This is a genomic window from Macrococcus animalis, assembly GCF_047425875.1.
In the GTDB taxonomy this organism is placed as follows: domain Bacteria; phylum Bacillota; class Bacilli; order Staphylococcales; family Staphylococcaceae; genus Macrococcoides; species Macrococcoides animalis.
On sequence record NZ_CP179727.1, the window covers coordinates 1263330 to 1278793 of the forward strand.

A 15464-nucleotide genomic window follows, 5' to 3' on the forward strand; every position below is an offset into this window, starting at 1 on the left:
ATCTCTTTTAAAACCGTAATAATAGTAATAGGGACTGTGAATAGGTGGATAAGTCTAAAATTGTGAACAGAGAGAAGATATCCACATGTGTATAACCTGTTCATATGTCATGAAAAATTATACACAATTTGCACACTAACCCTTGATATCTTTTTCGATATTTTTCAAATCACTTTTTAAGCTATTATCATGTTCTAACTGTGTTCTGATTTTCTCGTGAGCATGAATAACAGTAGTGTGATCTCGACCACCAAATTCTTCACCAATTTTAGGTAATGAAAAATCTGTTAATTCACGTGCTAAGTACATCGCAATTTGTCTTGGGAATGCAATTGATTTTGTACGCTTCTTAGCGCTAAAATCTTCTAAACGAATGTTGTAATAAGCACCTACTGCATTTTGAATATCTTGAATTGTAACTTTCTTAGGTTTACTTGACGCAATGATGTCTTTTAATGCTTCTGCAACTAAGTCAGAATTCAATTCACGATTGACGAGTTTAGAATATGCAACAACTTTTGTTAAAGCACCCTCTAATTCACGAATATTAGATTGAATTTGTGTTGCGATATAAAGCATTGCTTCATTTGGGATTTCTATGTTTTCTTCTTCAGATTTCTTACGTAAAATTGCGATACGTGTTTCTAAATCAGGTGGGGTAACATCTGTTGTTAAACCCCATTCGAAGCGTGAACGTAAACGTTCTTCTAAAGTTGGAATTTCTTTTGGTGCACGATCACTAGAAATAACAATTTGTTTATGGTTTTGGTGGAGTTCATTAAATGTATGGAAAAATTCTTCTTGTGTTGATTCTTTACCAGCCAAAAATTGAATATCATCAATTAATAAGACATCTACATTGCGATATTTAGAGCGAAATTCTTCTGTTTTGTTATCTTTAATTGAATTAATAAATTCATTTGTAAACTTTTCGCTAGAAGTATAAACTACTTTTGCATTGGATTTATGTTCCATAACATAATGACCGATTGCATGCATTAAATGCGTTTTACCTAATCCAACACCACCATATATAAATAATGGATTGTAAGCTTTTGCCGGTGCTTCAGCAACTGCGAGACTTGCTGCATGACTGAAGCGATTGCCGCTTCCGATTACGAATGTATCGAAAGTGTTATCCGTATTTAACTGATTAGGTAAAATTTCTTGAGAAGGTGTTCTTTCATTCGGTTTATTTGATTGAAGATTAACATCAGCATCAGCATCATCAAACTCATCAGAGATTACTTTAATATTTAAATGTTCTCCAATGGTTTCCTCAATTACTTCTTGGATTAAATTGATATAATTTTTTTTAAGCCAGTCTGCATTGAAAGAAGTTGGGGCTAAAATAACGATTTTATTATTATCTAACGTTTTAATCTTTGTTTCACTGAACCAAGTATCGTAACTTGCGTTCGTGAGTTTTGTTTGTAATTTTGCTAAAACTTTGTCCCATATCGTATCAATTCCACTCATAATGTTCCTCTTTCTTCTAAAAAAATTTCAAAGTTATACACAAATAAAAAAATGTGAATAAACTTAAGCACAAGCTTTAATAGTTTATCCACAAGTTACTCACAAATTGTGGATAAAAAATAAGCTATATAGTTTGTCCACAAGAAATATATCAAAATCTTATCAAAAAAAGATTATAATATCAAGAGTTTTCATGAGTTATCCACAAAGTTATACTTAAGCACATGAACTCCTAATTTGAAATGTGGATTTGTGATTTTGCATGTGAATAACTTTTTAGTAATAAAAAAATTTAAAAATATATCCACAAATGTCTGTGAATTAATGTGGATAAGTGGATATCTTTTCTAATGCCTATTATAAGAAACAGGTTGATTTTAGATGTCTCATTTGATATACTTCAATAGTTATTGTAAATCACTAGACGAAATTCGATAGATGAAATATTAATAAAATGGAGGTGTTTTTAAATGGTAAAACGTACTTATCAACCAAATAAACGTAAACATAGTAAAGTTCATGGATTCCGTGCACGTATGAGCACAAAAAACGGACGTAACGTATTAGCACGTCGTCGTCGTAAAGGCAGAAAAGTATTATCAGCGTAAGATCACTGAACATTCAGTGGTCTTTTTTATTTTGTTTAAAACAGGTCAGTATTCTAGTATAATAGATGAAAAGTAATCAATTAGTGATAAGAAGTTGGTGTATCGTGGAGAAAGCGTATCGAATAAAGAAAAATGATGATTTTCAAAAAGTCTATAAACAAGGTAAATCAGTTGCGAATAAGCAATTTATTGTTTATCGACTTGCAAATTCTGAAAATGAACATTTTAGATTAGGTATTTCAGTGTCCAAAAAAATAGGAAATGCAGTCGTTCGTAATCGTATTAAACGTGCGATTAGAGAAAGTTTTACACGCCATAAAAAAGATATTATTAAAGATGACTTCATTATTATTGCTAGAAACCCTTCAAAAGATATGACAGTTGAAGAGATTCATAAGAGTCTAGAACATGTCATGAAGATTGCGAAAGGTTTTAATAAAAGAATCAGTTAATCTTAGATGGAGGTATGCCTGTGTTAGAGAAAATTTATATTGCAAATACTGTAGAAAATGCGATTCAAACAGGTTTAAATGAGTTAAATTTAAATGAAAAACAAGTTAAAATTGAGGTTATCAATCCTGGTAAAAAAGGTTTCTTTGGTTTAGGAAAATCTAATGCTGAAGTAAAACTTGTCATCATTGATCCAGAACTTAAAAAACTACCATCAATTTCAGCAATCCAAAATAGAACGAAAGAAGATATAAAATCTTGTGATGATGATGCTGGAAAAATCGTAGTGGAAAAAGCTGAAATAGCTTCAGAATCAGAAAAAACTCTAAGTGTTAATCAGGATGATACGCTTAATAAGCAACAATCGAAAGAGAATGCATTGATGCAAGTAGAGAACTATATTGTGGGAATCATTCATGAAATGGGATTAAACATTACGGCAAATAGTGCAATTAAAAACAGTAGTGAAGTCCTGATTAATTTAGAATCAAGTGATGCTGCACGTATTATCGGTAAACGTGGTCAAGTGCTAAATAGTCTTCAATTATTAGCACAGAATTACTATAACCATATCGAAAAGGGTTATACGACGGTAACGTTAGATATTGAAAATTATAGAGAAAAACGTAAAGAAACATTGCAAAATTTAGCGTTGAATATGTCTAAAAAAGCAGTGGCAACAAGAAAACCAGTCAAATTTGAGCCAATGCCAAACTATGAACGTAAAATTATGCATCAAATATTAACGAATATCGAGAATATTGAAACATATTCTGAAGGTCGCGAACCCCATCGTTATTTAGTCATTAAAGCAAGATAATTGATAACACCAGTTAACTCTAAAAACATTATGTTTTTAGAGTTAATCTGTTTATTTAAAGCAAATGTGTTTTCATTTTAACAATTTCGCACTACAATCAACAAATGAACATTAAAGGGAGGATCAATGTATGGAATTTGACACAATTTCAAGTATTTCTACACCAATGGGAGAAGGCGCGATTGCCATCGTTAGGCTTTCAGGTGATCATGCGGTAAGCATTGCAGATAAGATTTATAAAGGTAAAAATAAATTAGACAATGTTGATTCACATACAATTAATTACGGCCATATCATTGATCCTGAAACGAATGATGTCGTTGAAGAAGTCATGGTAGCGGTCATGAGAGCGCCACGTACGTATACCCGTGAAGATATTGTAGAAATCAATTGTCATGGTGGGATAATGACGGTTAATCGTGTATTAGAATTAACGCTTTCTAATGGTGCGAAATTAGCTGAACCGGGAGAATTTACGAAACGCGCATTTTTAAATGGACGTATCGATTTATCTCAAGCTGAAGCAACAATGGATTTTATTCGCTCAAAGACAGATCGTGCAAGTAAAGTAGCAATGCAACAAATTGAAGGGCGTTTAAGTACTTTAATCAGAGGTTTACGTCAATCGATTTTAGAAATATTAGCGCAAGTAGAAGTGAATATAGATTATCCGGAATATGATGATGTTGAAGAAGCAACGAATCAATTTTTACTGACTGAAGCGGAAAAGATTAAGTCAAGCATTGAAGGATTATTACAAACAGGTACACAAGGTAAAATTCTACGCGAAGGATTATCTACAGTTATTGTTGGGAAACCGAACGTAGGTAAATCTTCTATGTTAAATAATTTAATTCAAGATAATAAAGCAATTGTTACTGAAATTGCTGGTACAACACGTGATGTGTTAGAAGAGTATGTAAACGTGCGTGGCGTACCACTACGCTTAGTCGATACTGCAGGTATTCGTGAGACTGAAGATATCGTAGAAAAAATTGGTGTAGAACGTAGTAGACAAGCCTTAAGTAAAGCGGATTTAATTCTATATGTGTTGAATTATAATGAAGCTTTAACTGAAAGTGATTACCAACTTGCAGAAATTATTAAAGGTGAAGATGTAATAGTCATCATCAATAAAACTGATTTAAAGCAAGGGTTAGACATTGATGCTGTTAAGCAAATGGTCGGTGTAGATACACCAATTGTGATGACTTCGATGGTTGACCAAACAGGTATTGACCAATTAGAAGAGAAAATTCGTGATTTATTCTTTGAAGGTACAGTATCAAATCAAGATATGACGTACGTTTCAAATGCACGACATATTAGTTTATTAAAAGATGCAAAACAAGCAATTAGTGATGCCATTACTGCTGCTGAAAGCGGTGTGCCAATAGATATGATTCAAATTGATTTAATAAAAACTTGGGAATTGCTTGGAGAAGTGATTGGAGAGTCTGTTGCAGATGGCTTAATCGATCAATTATTTAGCCAGTTCTGTTTAGGAAAATAAGGAGGAAAAATTTTGGAACAAAGATATGATGTAATTGTTGTTGGTGCAGGTCATGCGGGTGTTGAAGCAGGTTTAGCTTCAGCAAGAAAAGGCGCAAAGACTTTAATGCTAACAATTAACTTGGACTCAGTCGCTTTTATGCCATGTAATCCATCAGTAGGTGGACCTGCTAAAGGGATTGTTGTTCGTGAAATAGATGCTTTAGGCGGCCAAATGGCAAAAACAATCGACAAAACGCATATTCAAATGCGTATGTTAAACACAGGTAAAGGACCTGCAGTACGCGCTTTACGTGCCCAAGCAGATAAAGTACTTTACCAACAAGAAATGAAAGATGTGATTGAGAACACTGACAACCTAGATATTATGCAAGGTATGGTGGAACGTTTAATTATAGAAGATGATAAAGTTAAAGGTGTTGAAACAATTATTGGTACGACGTATTACGCTGACGCTGTTGTATTAACGACAGGAACGTTCTTACGTGGAGAAATTATTTTAGGTAATATTAAATATTCTTCAGGACCAAACCACCAAATGCCTTCTATCACGTTAGCAGATCACTTACGTGATATTGGTTTTGACATCGTACGTTTTAAAACAGGAACACCACCGCGTGTGAATGGTAATACGATTGATTATTCAAAAACTGAAATTCAACCTGGAGATGAAGAACCACGTGCATTTAGTTATGAAACAACTAAATTCATTTTAGATCAACTTCCATGTTGGTTAACGTATACGAATGCAGAAACGCATAAAGTTATTGATGATAATTTACATTTATCCGCAATGTACTCTGGTATGATTAAAGGGACTGGACCACGTTACTGTCCATCAATTGAAGATAAATTCGTACGTTTTAATGATAAACCACGTCACCAAATTTTCTTAGAGCCTGAAGGACGTAATACGAAAGAAGTTTATGTTCAAGGTTTATCAACAAGCTTACCAGAACACGTTCAACTTCAAATGTTGCAATCGATTCCGGGTCTCGAGAAAGCAGACATGATGCGTGCAGGCTATGCGATTGAATATGATGCAATCGTACCAACACAATTATGGCCAACGCTTGAAACGAAGAAGATTGACGGCTTATTTACAGCAGGACAAATTAACGGAACAAGTGGATATGAAGAAGCGGCTGGTCAAGGATTAATGGCCGGAATAAATGCTGCTGCAAAAGTATTAAACCAGGAATCATTAATTTTAGGACGTCACGAAGCTTACATCGGAGTATTAATCGATGACTTAGTAACGAAAGGAACAAACGAACCATATCGTTTATTAACAAGCCGTGCCGAGCACCGCCTATTATTACGTCATGATAATGCTGATTTACGTTTAACTGAAATAGGTAAAGAAATAGGATTGATTGATGATGTACGATATGCTAAATTTATTGCGAAGAAGTCATCTATTTCCGAGGAAATAAAACGTTTAACGAATACAAGAATTAAACCGAATGTTTTAACGCAAGATATGATTGCATCACGTGGTGGTACAGCATTAAAAGATGGTATATTAGCAATTGATTTATTACGTCGTCCTGAAATGGACTACAAATCAGTTGTATCATTAATCGACAGTGACATTAAAGTCGGAGAAGATGTTGCGGAACAAGTTGAGATTCAAACAAAATACGAAGGTTACATTCAAAAATCTTTACAGCAAGTTGAAAAAGTTAAACGTATGGAAAATAAAAAAATTCCAGAAAATATTGATTATGACGATATCCATTCATTAGCAACAGAAGCACGCCAAAAATTAAAAGAAGTAAAACCATTAAGTATTGCTCAAGCATCAAGAATTTCTGGAGTGAATCCAGCTGATATATCAATTTTATTAGTCTATATCGAGCAAGGAAAAATTAAAAGGGTGAACTAAATGAATGAGACGCAATTTGTACAAAAACTAGAAGAAAAAGGTTTTGCAGTCACGGACCAACAACTAAAACAATTTGCAATTTACTATGAAACTTTAGTAGAGTGGAATAAGTTAATGAATTTAACAGCTGTTACTGAAAAAAAAGATGTGTATTTAAAGCACTTTTTTGATTCAATTACGCCAAGCTTCTATTATGATTTTACAAAAGTACAATCTATTTGTGATGTTGGAGCAGGTGCTGGATTCCCAAGTATCCCATTGAAAATTATGTTTCCACATTTGGAAGTCACGATTGTTGATTCATTAAATAAACGTATTAACTTCTTGAACCATTTAAGTGCTGAACTAGACTTAATGAATGTTCGATTTGTACATGATCGTGCAGAAACTTTTGGTAAGGGAGAGTATAGAGAGTCATTTGATATAGTTACAGCACGTGCTGTCGCACGTTTATCTGTGTTGAGTGAACTCTGCTTACCACTTGTTAAAAAAGGTGGTCATTTCATTGCATTAAAAGGAGCACAAGGAGAAATAGAAGTAGAAGAAGGTTTATTTGCGATTTCTATTTTAGGTGGAGAAGTCATTGAGAATCATCCTTTAACATTACCTGAAGAAGATAGTATGCGTTATATTTTAGATATTGAGAAGAAACGACAAACACCGAAGAAATATCCGCGTAAACCAGGGACACCTAATAAAGAACCTTTACTAAAGTAGAGGTATGAATAGTATTTTGAAGTGAAAGTGAGTCGATTGTTATGAAAAAACCTTTTTCTAAGTTGTTTGGACTAAAAGATAAAGAAGAAGATGTTGAAGTACAACGTCAAAATGGGAATGTAGTGTCTGTACCTGTAGAACGTATAGTACCCAACAGATACCAACCGAGACAAATCTTTGATGAAGAAAAAATTAAAGAATTGGCAGAGTCTATTCAATCATATGGATTATTACAACCTATTGTCGTGCGTCCAATTGAAGAAGATATGTATGAAATTATTGCTGGAGAAAGACGTTTTCGTGCTTTAAAGTTTAATGGAGTAGCTGAAACTGAAGTAATTGTTAAGCAAATGAATGACAAAGAAACAGCTGCTATTGCATTAATTGAAAATATTCAACGTGAAAATTTATCAGCTGTTGAGGAAGCGGAAGCATACAAGAAACTTTTAGACTTAGATGGCATTACACAACAAGATCTTGCAACAAGCTTAGGAAAGAGTCAGTCGTTTATTGCGAATAAACTTAGACTGTTACGTTTATCTCAACCCATTCTAGATGCGTTAAGTAAACAACAAATTACTGAGCGACATGCACGTGCGTTACTTGCTCTTGATGAAAATGGTCAAACCAAGATGTTGGGCATCATTAAAAGCCAAAACTTAAATGTAAAACAAACAGAAGAGCGTGTGAAACGTATGTTAGGCGGAGAAAATGTAAAACCTAAACGTATCGGATTTACACGTGACTTGAAACTTGCTTTTAATACAATTGGAGAAAGTTTAAAAACAGTTGAAAAAAGCGGTGTGAAAGTAAAACGTAAAGACACTGAATATGAGAATTTCTATGAAATTTCGATTAAAGTGTTTAAGAATGATGTTAATAAATAAAATTATTCTGTCAGCATAACGATGACTTCCTAATCGTTATGCTTTTTTGTATTTACAAAAGTTATCTAATTATTTAGAATATTAAATGTAAGCGATTTCATATAAAGGGGGATTATATGGTTACATTTATTTCATGCATAGTGCTTTTGATTTTGGGTTATTTCACATATGGATATTATATTGAAAAAATGTTCGGGGTTAATGATGAAAGACCAACGCCAGCTTATGATCAAAATGATGGTATTGATTACGTACCTATGAATACGAAATCTAATGCATTAATTCAGTTGTTAAATATTGCAGGTGTAGGTCCAATCTTTGGTCCGATTATGGGAGCTCTATATGGTCCAGTTGCATTTATTTGGATTGTCGTAGGATGTATTTTCGCAGGTGCAGTACATGATTACCTAACAGGCATGATATCGATTAGAAATAAAGGGGCACATTTACCAGAACTTGCCGGGAAGTTTTTAGGTAAGGCGATGAAACATGTCGTGAATGTATTTACTTTGTTACTTTTATTATTAACCGGAACAGTGTTTGTTACTTCACCAGCAATTCTAATTCATGATTTAGTAGATAAAAAATTGGCATTAAGCATTATTATTTTTATTATTTTCATTTATTATTTCTTGTCAACAGTATTGCCGATTGACAAAATTATAGGACGAGTTTACCCAATCTTTGGTGCATTTTTATTAATCAGTGCGGTAGGTATTTTCTTTAGATTAATTCAAACAGGTGCTAAAATTCCTGAAATTACTTTAGAAAATATGCACCCAGATGGTTTATCGATATTTCCATTACTTTTCTTTACGATAAGTTGTGGTGCATTATCAGGATTCCATGCAACGCAAAGTCCAATTATCTCACGTACGACAAAAAATGAGAAAAATGGGCGTCCAATTTTCTATGGAATGATGATTTTGGAAGGAATGATTGCTATGGTTTGGGCTGCAGCTGCAATGAGTTTATTTGGTGGCTATGGTGGTTTAAAAGAGATATTAGCACAAGGTGAAGCAGCCCTCGTTGTAAGTAAAGCTTCAACAATGTTACTTGGTTCATTTGTAGGAACTATCGCAATTATCGGTGTTATTGTATTGCCAATTACTAGTGGAGATACAGCTTTTAGAAGTGCACGTATGATAATAGCGGATTATATTTCACTATCTCAACAATCAATTCTGAAACGTTTCTATATCGCAATTCCATTATTCATTATGAGTTTTATTTTAACGAAAATGGATTTCAGTATGCTATGGCGTTATTTTTCATGGGCCAACCAGACAACAGCGGTAATTGCTTTATGGGTTGGTGCAATGTACTTAGCATTATCTAAAAAGAATTATTTGGTTGCTGTGTTACCTGCTGTATTTATGACGTATAATGTTTTCGTCTATATATTAAGTCAACCAATTGGATTTGGTATGGATTTAACGATAAGTTACTATATTGCGATTATTCTAACAGCATTAATTATAATAGTTTTTGTTGTTCAATATAAAAGAATGTCAGGGCATTCTACATTTGATTTAGACCATCCAGTGGTATTTAAAAGAGATTATGTTAGATAATTAAAACATGAAGCAGGTGAGTGATATGACTCATCTGCTTTATTCTTTGTGCAGAAATCCAATAAAATTGTTATAATCGATACTATATGAAAAACAGACTAGGAGAGAATACAGATGACAAAAATATTGGCCATCGCAAACCAAAAAGGTGGAGTTGGTAAGACGACAACTTCGGTTAATTTAAGTGCGGCATTAGCAGAACTTGGTAAAAAAGTTTTATTAGTAGATACAGATCCACAAGGTAATGCCACTAGTGGTGTAGGCGTAGATAAAAATAATGTTGAAAATTCAGTATATGACATGCTTGTAGAAGATGTAAATATTAATAAATGTGTTTTAGAAACGTCACTTGACCATTTATATATTATTCCTGCGAATATTGCATTAGCGGGGGCTGAGATCGAGTTAGTTTCAGCAATGAGCCGAGAAGTACGTCTAAAATATGCATTTAAAGAGTTAGAGATTGATTTTGATTATATTATTATTGATTGTCCACCATCATTGGGATTATTGACAATCAATTCATTTACAGCGGCGAATGGTATCATCATTCCTGTACAATGTGAATATTATGCCTTGGAGGGTTTAAGTCAGTTACTGAACACAATTCGTTTAGTACAACGTCATTTAAACCAATCTCTTGAAATCGAAGGAGTATTACTTACAATGCTTGATGCACGTACAAATTTAGGTAATGATGTTATTGCGGAAGTGAAAGACCATTTCGGGGAAAAAGTATATGATACTATCATCCCACGTAACGTTCGTTTATCTGAGGCACCATCTCACGGGCAACCCATAAACGTTTACGATGCACGCTCAACAGGTGCAAAAACGTATAAGAGTTTAGCAGAGGAGGTTGTAAAACATGGCTAGAGGTTTAGGTAAAGGTTTAGGAAGAGGACTAGATGCACTATTCCAAGAAAACCAGCAAGATGAACTAGTTGAAGATATTAGTCTTTCCGAATTACGACCGAATCCATATCAACCGCGTCATGAATTTGATGAGAAGGCACTGAAGGAATTGAGTGAATCAATCAAAATTCATGGTGTATTACAACCGATTGTTGTTCGTAAATCTGTAAAAGGCTATGATATTGTCGTGGGTGAAAGACGCTATAGAGCAAGTAAATTAGCTGGTAAAGTGAAGATTCCAGCAATAGTTAAGTCGCTTACTGATACACAAATGATGGAACTAGCGATAATCGAAAATTTACAACGCGAAGATTTAAATCCTTTAGAAGAAGCAAAGAGCTACCAATTTTTGATGGATAAATTAAACTTAACACAGGCTGAAACAGCAGATCGACTAGGAAAATCGAGACCGTATATTGCTAATATGCTGCGTTTAATGAATTTACCACAAGCTGTGAAAGATTTAATTGATCAAAAGAAAATTACCGGTGGTCATGGACGTACATTATTGGGGTTAAAATTAGAAGATGACATGATTAAAGTGGCTAACAAAGTAATTGCAGAATCTATGAGTGTACGTGAATTAGAAAAGTATATTAAAGAATTAAACAATATAGAAGAAAAACCGAAAAAAGAAAATAAAAAACCAGTGTTTCTTGTGAAACATGAAGAGAATTTAAAACGTCAATTAGGAACTAAAGTAGAAATTTCTAAGTCCCGAAAAAAAGGTAAAATCGCTATTGAATTCACTTCAGAAGAAGAATTTAATCGTTTAATCGCATTGTTGGAAAATGCACAGTAGGTGAATGCAATGAAAGATATAATAAATGAATTAAAAGAGACGTTTTTTGATACAAAGATGTGGATGAATATTGCAACGAATATTCTTTGGTCGATTATTTTAATAATAGTTGCAATTGTTATCGTTAGAATCGTTCATAAGTTTATTGAGCAATTCTTTAGAGTGAGACTTAAAACAAATCTTTCTCAATCTACGAAGCGTGATACGACATTAATTAAGCTGCTGCAAAATATCGCATCATATGTAATTTGGTTTATCGTTTTGACAACAATATTGAGTAACTTTGGAGTTAAAGTTGAAAGTATTATTGCAGGTGCTGGTATCGCTGGTATCGCAATTGGTTTCGGTGCACAAACGTTAGTCAAAGACATTATTACTGGCTTTTTTATTATCTTTGAGAATCAATTTGATGTGGGTGATTATGTTAGAATTAATACGACTGGAACGACGGTTGCTGAAGGCACGGTCCAATCCATAGGTCTACGCTCGACTCGAATTAAGTCTTTTACGGGTGAACTGACAATCTTACCAAATGGTACGATGAATGAGATAGTCAATTTCTCAGTGAACAACTCGATTGCCATCTTTGATATTTCTGTATCAAGTGATGAGAACGTTTCTCGCGTAGAGGCAGTATTACAGCCTTATTTATTAACATTACCCGAGAAATATGCCGATTTAGTAAAACCACCTGAAATGTTGGGTGTTGAAATGGTTAGTGCTGGTGAGACAAAGATTAGAATGTCAGCTGAAACATTACCAAATAACCATGTTAAAGTATCAAGAATATTACGCGGAGACATTAAAGAATATTTAGATCAGAATGATATTCATGTCCCAGTGCCACGAGTCGTCATGTATAATCAACCAAATAAGGGTGATCAAAATGCAAAATGAGTATGACTTAAATACAATTGTCGAAATGAAGAAGCCTCATGCTTGTGGAGAAAAACATTTTAAAGTGATTCGTTTAGGTGCAGATATTCGTATTAAATGTGAAGGATGCGGGCGCAGTATTATGTTACCTAGACAAGCATTTAATAAAAAAATTAAAAAGATAACGGCACGTGCCGAATAAGGAGAATAATTATGGCTTTAACAGCAGGAATAGTAGGCTTACCAAACGTAGGAAAATCAACATTATTTAATGCTATTACAAAAGCAGGTGCGCTTGCTGCGAACTATCCTTTCGCAACGATTGACCCAAACGTTGGAATAGTAGAAGTACCCGATGTACGTTTAGATAAATTAACTGAATTAGTAACACCTAAGAAAACAGTACCAACAGCATTCGAATTTACGGATATTGCAGGTATTGTTAAAGGTGCATCTAAGGGTGAAGGTTTAGGAAATAAATTCTTATCTCATATCCGAGACGTTGATGCAATCTGTCAAGTCGTTCGAGCATTTGAAGATGAGAACATAACGCATGTATCAGGAACTGTTGACCCTGTTGATGATATTGAGGTCATTAATATGGAGTTGATCTTAGCAGATTTAGAATCTGTTGAGAAACGTTACGCACGTGTTCAAAAAATGGCGAAACAAAAAGATAAAGATGCAATGACTGAAGAAGCAATCTTAGCGATTGTGAAAGAAGCATTAGAAAATGAACGTCCGGCTAGAAGTATCGAATTTACGCCAGAACAAGAAAAGTTAGTGAAAGGTATGCACTTACTGACAGCGAAACCGATGCTTTATGTTGCAAATGTATCTGAAGACGACTTAGTTGCAGGTGAAGAAAACGAACACGTTAAAGCTATTAAAGCATATGCAGATAATGAAGGTTCTCAAGTGATTGTTATTAGTGCACGTATTGAAGAAGAACTTGCAGCACTTGATGAAGAAGATAAAAAAGAATATCTGGCTGATTTAGGTATCGAAGAATCAGGTTTAGATAAATTAATTAAAGCGTCTTACCATTTGCTAGGCCTTGCGACATACTTTACAGCAGGTGTTCAAGAAGTGCGTGCTTGGACGTTTAGACGCGGTATGACTGCGCCACAGTGTGCTGGGATTATTCATACAGACTTTGAACGTGGTTTTATCAGAGCTGAAACGGTAAGCTATAATGATTTAATTGAACATAATGGAATGAGCGCAGCAAAAGAAGCGGGGCGTGTACGTCTTGAAGGTAAAGATTATATAATGCAAGATGGTGACGTTGTACACTTTAGATTTAACGTATAAACTAAACAATAGGAGGATATGATGCAACCATTAAAACGACTCATGTATTGTATTAAAGTTATTATAAAGTCGGAAGAAAAAGATAATCCAGTATATCATATAACTTATCATTATTTAGTTCAGGCAGTTGCGCTATCCGAACCTATAAAGCTAAATGATTCAATTTACAACAAAGTGTCATTTCCTGCGTCTGCAATTCGTTATTTAGATATTGTTGGAACAGATGAAATTAATCCAAATGATACGGATTATGAAGAATATGTGCATTTATATCGCTCGGGAGATATTAAGTTATTCTATTCTAAAGAGATTGTAACGTATCAATTAAATGAAGTGCATCACTAATTAATGAAAACTAATGATTGATGTAATAAGTAATGTATGCTATAATTCTCTATTGTGAGTAATGAAAATTATTCCTTGCTTTATTTCTTAATAAAGCCGCATAGACCATGAGGAGGTGTAAAAGATGAGAAAATACGAAATTATGTATGTCGTACGTCCGAACATTGAAGAAGATGCTAAGAAAGCTTTAATCGAGCGTTTCGAAGGTGTTTTAACTTCTAACGGAGCGGAAATCATCGAATCAAAGGATTGGGGTAAACGTCGTTTAGCTTATGAAATCAACGATTTTAAAGAAGGTTTCTACCAAATCGTTAAAGTTAATTCAACTGATGCTGCAACAAACGAATTCGATCGATTAGCAAAAATCAACGATGACATTATCCGTCATATCGTTATACGCGAAGAAGAAAAATAAACCTAACATGTGGGGGCGATTTATTTGCTTAACCGAGTTGTATTAGTAGGTCGATTAACTAAAGATCCAGAATACAGAGTCACACCATCAGGCGTGTCAGTAGCTACATTTACATTAGCGGTTAACCGTACATTTACAAATGCTCAAGGTGAAAGACAGGCTGATTTTATCAATTGTGTCGTTTTCCGTAAGCAAGCTGAAAATGTGAATAACTTCTTAAACAAAGGTAGTTTAGCTGGGGTAGATGGCAGATTGCAATCACGTAGTTATGATAATCAAGAAGGCCGTAGAGTATATGTAACGGAAGTTATTTGTGATTCAGTACAGTTCTTAGAACCGAAGAATGCAAATCAAAGCCGTTCAAATAACGATCCAAGTCAAGACTATTCTAGTTATGACCAAGGTAATTATGGACAACAATCTCAAGGTCAAAATTATCAACCGAGCAATAATAACAATCAACAACAATCAAATGCATCAACACCATCAACGAACCCATTTGCTAACGCAACTGGACCGATTGATATCAGTGATGATGATTTACCGTTCTAAATAAAGAAATATTGAAGTAAGGGAGGCAACAATCATGGCAGGTGGACCAAGAAGAGGCGGTCGTCGTCGTAAAAAGGTTTGTTATTTCACAGCAAACGGAATTACAAAAATCGACTATAAAGAAGTAGAAATGCTTAAAAAATTCATTTCTGAGCGTGGAAAAATTTTACCACGTCGTGTAACAGGTACTTCAGCTAAATACCAACGTATGTTAACTGTAGCTATCAAACGTGCACGTCATATGGCATTATTACCATACGTTAAAGAAGAACAATAGGATCCTTAAATAAGTCATAACTCTTAATGAGTT

At 34.1% G+C, this 15464-nt stretch carries 18 protein-coding genes; 17 read left to right on the top strand and 1 reads right to left on the bottom strand.

The genetic code is table 11. The features are described from left to right. Positions 1 to 135: 135 nt before the first annotated feature. Positions 136 to 1479: a chromosomal replication initiator protein DnaA gene (gene dnaA / locus ACMGE9_RS06645; RefSeq protein WP_414042046.1), complete on the bottom strand. Its 1344-nt coding sequence runs from the start codon at positions 1477 to 1479 to the stop codon at positions 136 to 138. Positions 1480 to 1949: 470 nt separating this feature from the next. Here dnaA and rpmH point away from each other — a divergent pair, with 470 nt between their 5' ends. The 17 genes from rpmH to rpsR all read left to right on the top strand — a co-directional run bounded on the left by rpmH (position 1950) and on the right by rpsR (position 15431). Then, positions 1950 to 2087: a 50S ribosomal protein L34 gene (rpmH, locus tag ACMGE9_RS06650; RefSeq protein ID WP_041636245.1), complete on the top strand. Its 138-nt coding sequence runs from the start codon at positions 1950 to 1952 to the stop codon at positions 2085 to 2087. 104 nt (positions 2088 to 2191) lie between these two features. Beyond that, positions 2192 to 2539 carry a ribonuclease P protein component gene (gene rnpA, locus ACMGE9_RS06655; protein WP_414044464.1) on the top strand — a complete coding sequence of 116 codons (348 nt, stop codon included), beginning with the start codon at positions 2192 to 2194 and terminating at the stop codon, positions 2537 to 2539. A gap of 14 nt (positions 2540 to 2553) precedes the next feature. After that, a complete protein-coding gene (jag, locus tag ACMGE9_RS06660) occupies positions 2554 to 3357 on the top strand; it encodes an RNA-binding cell elongation regulator Jag/EloR (protein WP_414042047.1) in 804 nt (267 codons plus the stop codon). A 130-nt stretch (positions 3358 to 3487) separates the two neighbouring features. Next, complete coding sequence (mnmE, locus tag ACMGE9_RS06665) at positions 3488 to 4870, top strand: tRNA uridine-5-carboxymethylaminomethyl(34) synthesis GTPase MnmE (RefSeq protein WP_414042048.1); 1383 nt, start codon at positions 3488 to 3490, stop codon at positions 4868 to 4870. 12 nt (positions 4871 to 4882) lie between these two features. After that, the gene (gene mnmG / locus ACMGE9_RS06670) at positions 4883 to 6757 is read left to right on the top strand and encodes a tRNA uridine-5-carboxymethylaminomethyl(34) synthesis enzyme MnmG (RefSeq protein ID WP_414042049.1); all 1875 of its coding nucleotides are present in this window, start codon (positions 4883 to 4885) and stop codon (positions 6755 to 6757) included. Beyond that, positions 6758 to 7474 carry a 16S rRNA (guanine(527)-N(7))-methyltransferase RsmG gene (gene rsmG, locus ACMGE9_RS06675; RefSeq protein WP_414042050.1) on the top strand — a complete coding sequence of 239 codons (717 nt, stop codon included), beginning with the start codon at positions 6758 to 6760 and terminating at the stop codon, positions 7472 to 7474. 41 nt (positions 7475 to 7515) lie between these two features. Next, positions 7516 to 8361: a nucleoid occlusion protein gene (noc, locus tag ACMGE9_RS06680; RefSeq protein ID WP_414042051.1), complete on the top strand. Its 846-nt coding sequence runs from the start codon at positions 7516 to 7518 to the stop codon at positions 8359 to 8361. A 116-nt stretch (positions 8362 to 8477) separates the two neighbouring features. After that, positions 8478 to 9935, top strand: coding sequence for a carbon starvation protein A (locus ACMGE9_RS06685; RefSeq protein WP_414042052.1), 1458 nt, complete (start codon positions 8478 to 8480; stop codon positions 9933 to 9935). A gap of 114 nt (positions 9936 to 10049) precedes the next feature. After that, positions 10050 to 10811 (top strand): ParA family protein, encoded by a 762-nt coding sequence (locus ACMGE9_RS06690; RefSeq protein ID WP_414042053.1) that lies wholly within the window; start codon positions 10050 to 10052, stop codon positions 10809 to 10811. Further along, positions 10804 to 11652, top strand: a complete 849-nt coding sequence (locus ACMGE9_RS06695; protein WP_414042054.1) for a ParB/RepB/Spo0J family partition protein — start codon at positions 10804 to 10806, stop codon at positions 11650 to 11652. The genes ACMGE9_RS06690 and ACMGE9_RS06695 overlap by 8 nt, the downstream gene beginning before the upstream one ends. After that, on the top strand, positions 11653 to 12549 hold the full coding sequence (locus ACMGE9_RS06700; RefSeq protein WP_414042055.1) for a mechanosensitive ion channel family protein: 897 nt from the start codon (positions 11653 to 11655) through the stop codon (positions 12547 to 12549). It begins immediately after the preceding gene. Beyond that, entirely contained in the window at positions 12539 to 12730 is a 192-nt protein-coding gene (locus ACMGE9_RS06705) for a DUF951 domain-containing protein (RefSeq protein WP_414042056.1), read from the top strand. Before ACMGE9_RS06700 ends, ACMGE9_RS06705 begins: the two co-directional genes overlap by 11 nt. An 11-nt stretch (positions 12731 to 12741) precedes the next feature. After that, positions 12742 to 13842 (top strand): redox-regulated ATPase YchF, encoded by a 1101-nt coding sequence (gene ychF, locus ACMGE9_RS06710; RefSeq protein ID WP_414042057.1) that lies wholly within the window; start codon positions 12742 to 12744, stop codon positions 13840 to 13842. A gap of 21 nt (positions 13843 to 13863) precedes the next feature. Further along, positions 13864 to 14187: a hypothetical protein gene (locus tag ACMGE9_RS06715; protein WP_414042058.1), complete on the top strand. Its 324-nt coding sequence runs from the start codon at positions 13864 to 13866 to the stop codon at positions 14185 to 14187. A 124-nt stretch (positions 14188 to 14311) separates the two neighbouring features. After that, positions 14312 to 14602 (top strand): 30S ribosomal protein S6, encoded by a 291-nt coding sequence (gene rpsF / locus ACMGE9_RS06720; RefSeq protein ID WP_414042059.1) that lies wholly within the window; start codon positions 14312 to 14314, stop codon positions 14600 to 14602. Positions 14603 to 14626: 24 nt separating this feature from the next. Continuing rightward, a complete protein-coding gene (ssb, locus tag ACMGE9_RS06725) occupies positions 14627 to 15154 on the top strand; it encodes a single-stranded DNA-binding protein (RefSeq protein WP_414042060.1) in 528 nt (175 codons plus the stop codon). Between the two features lie 34 nt (positions 15155 to 15188). Continuing rightward, positions 15189 to 15431 carry a 30S ribosomal protein S18 gene (gene rpsR / locus ACMGE9_RS06730; RefSeq protein WP_414042061.1) on the top strand — a complete coding sequence of 81 codons (243 nt, stop codon included), beginning with the start codon at positions 15189 to 15191 and terminating at the stop codon, positions 15429 to 15431. Positions 15432 to 15464 lie beyond the last annotated feature (33 nt).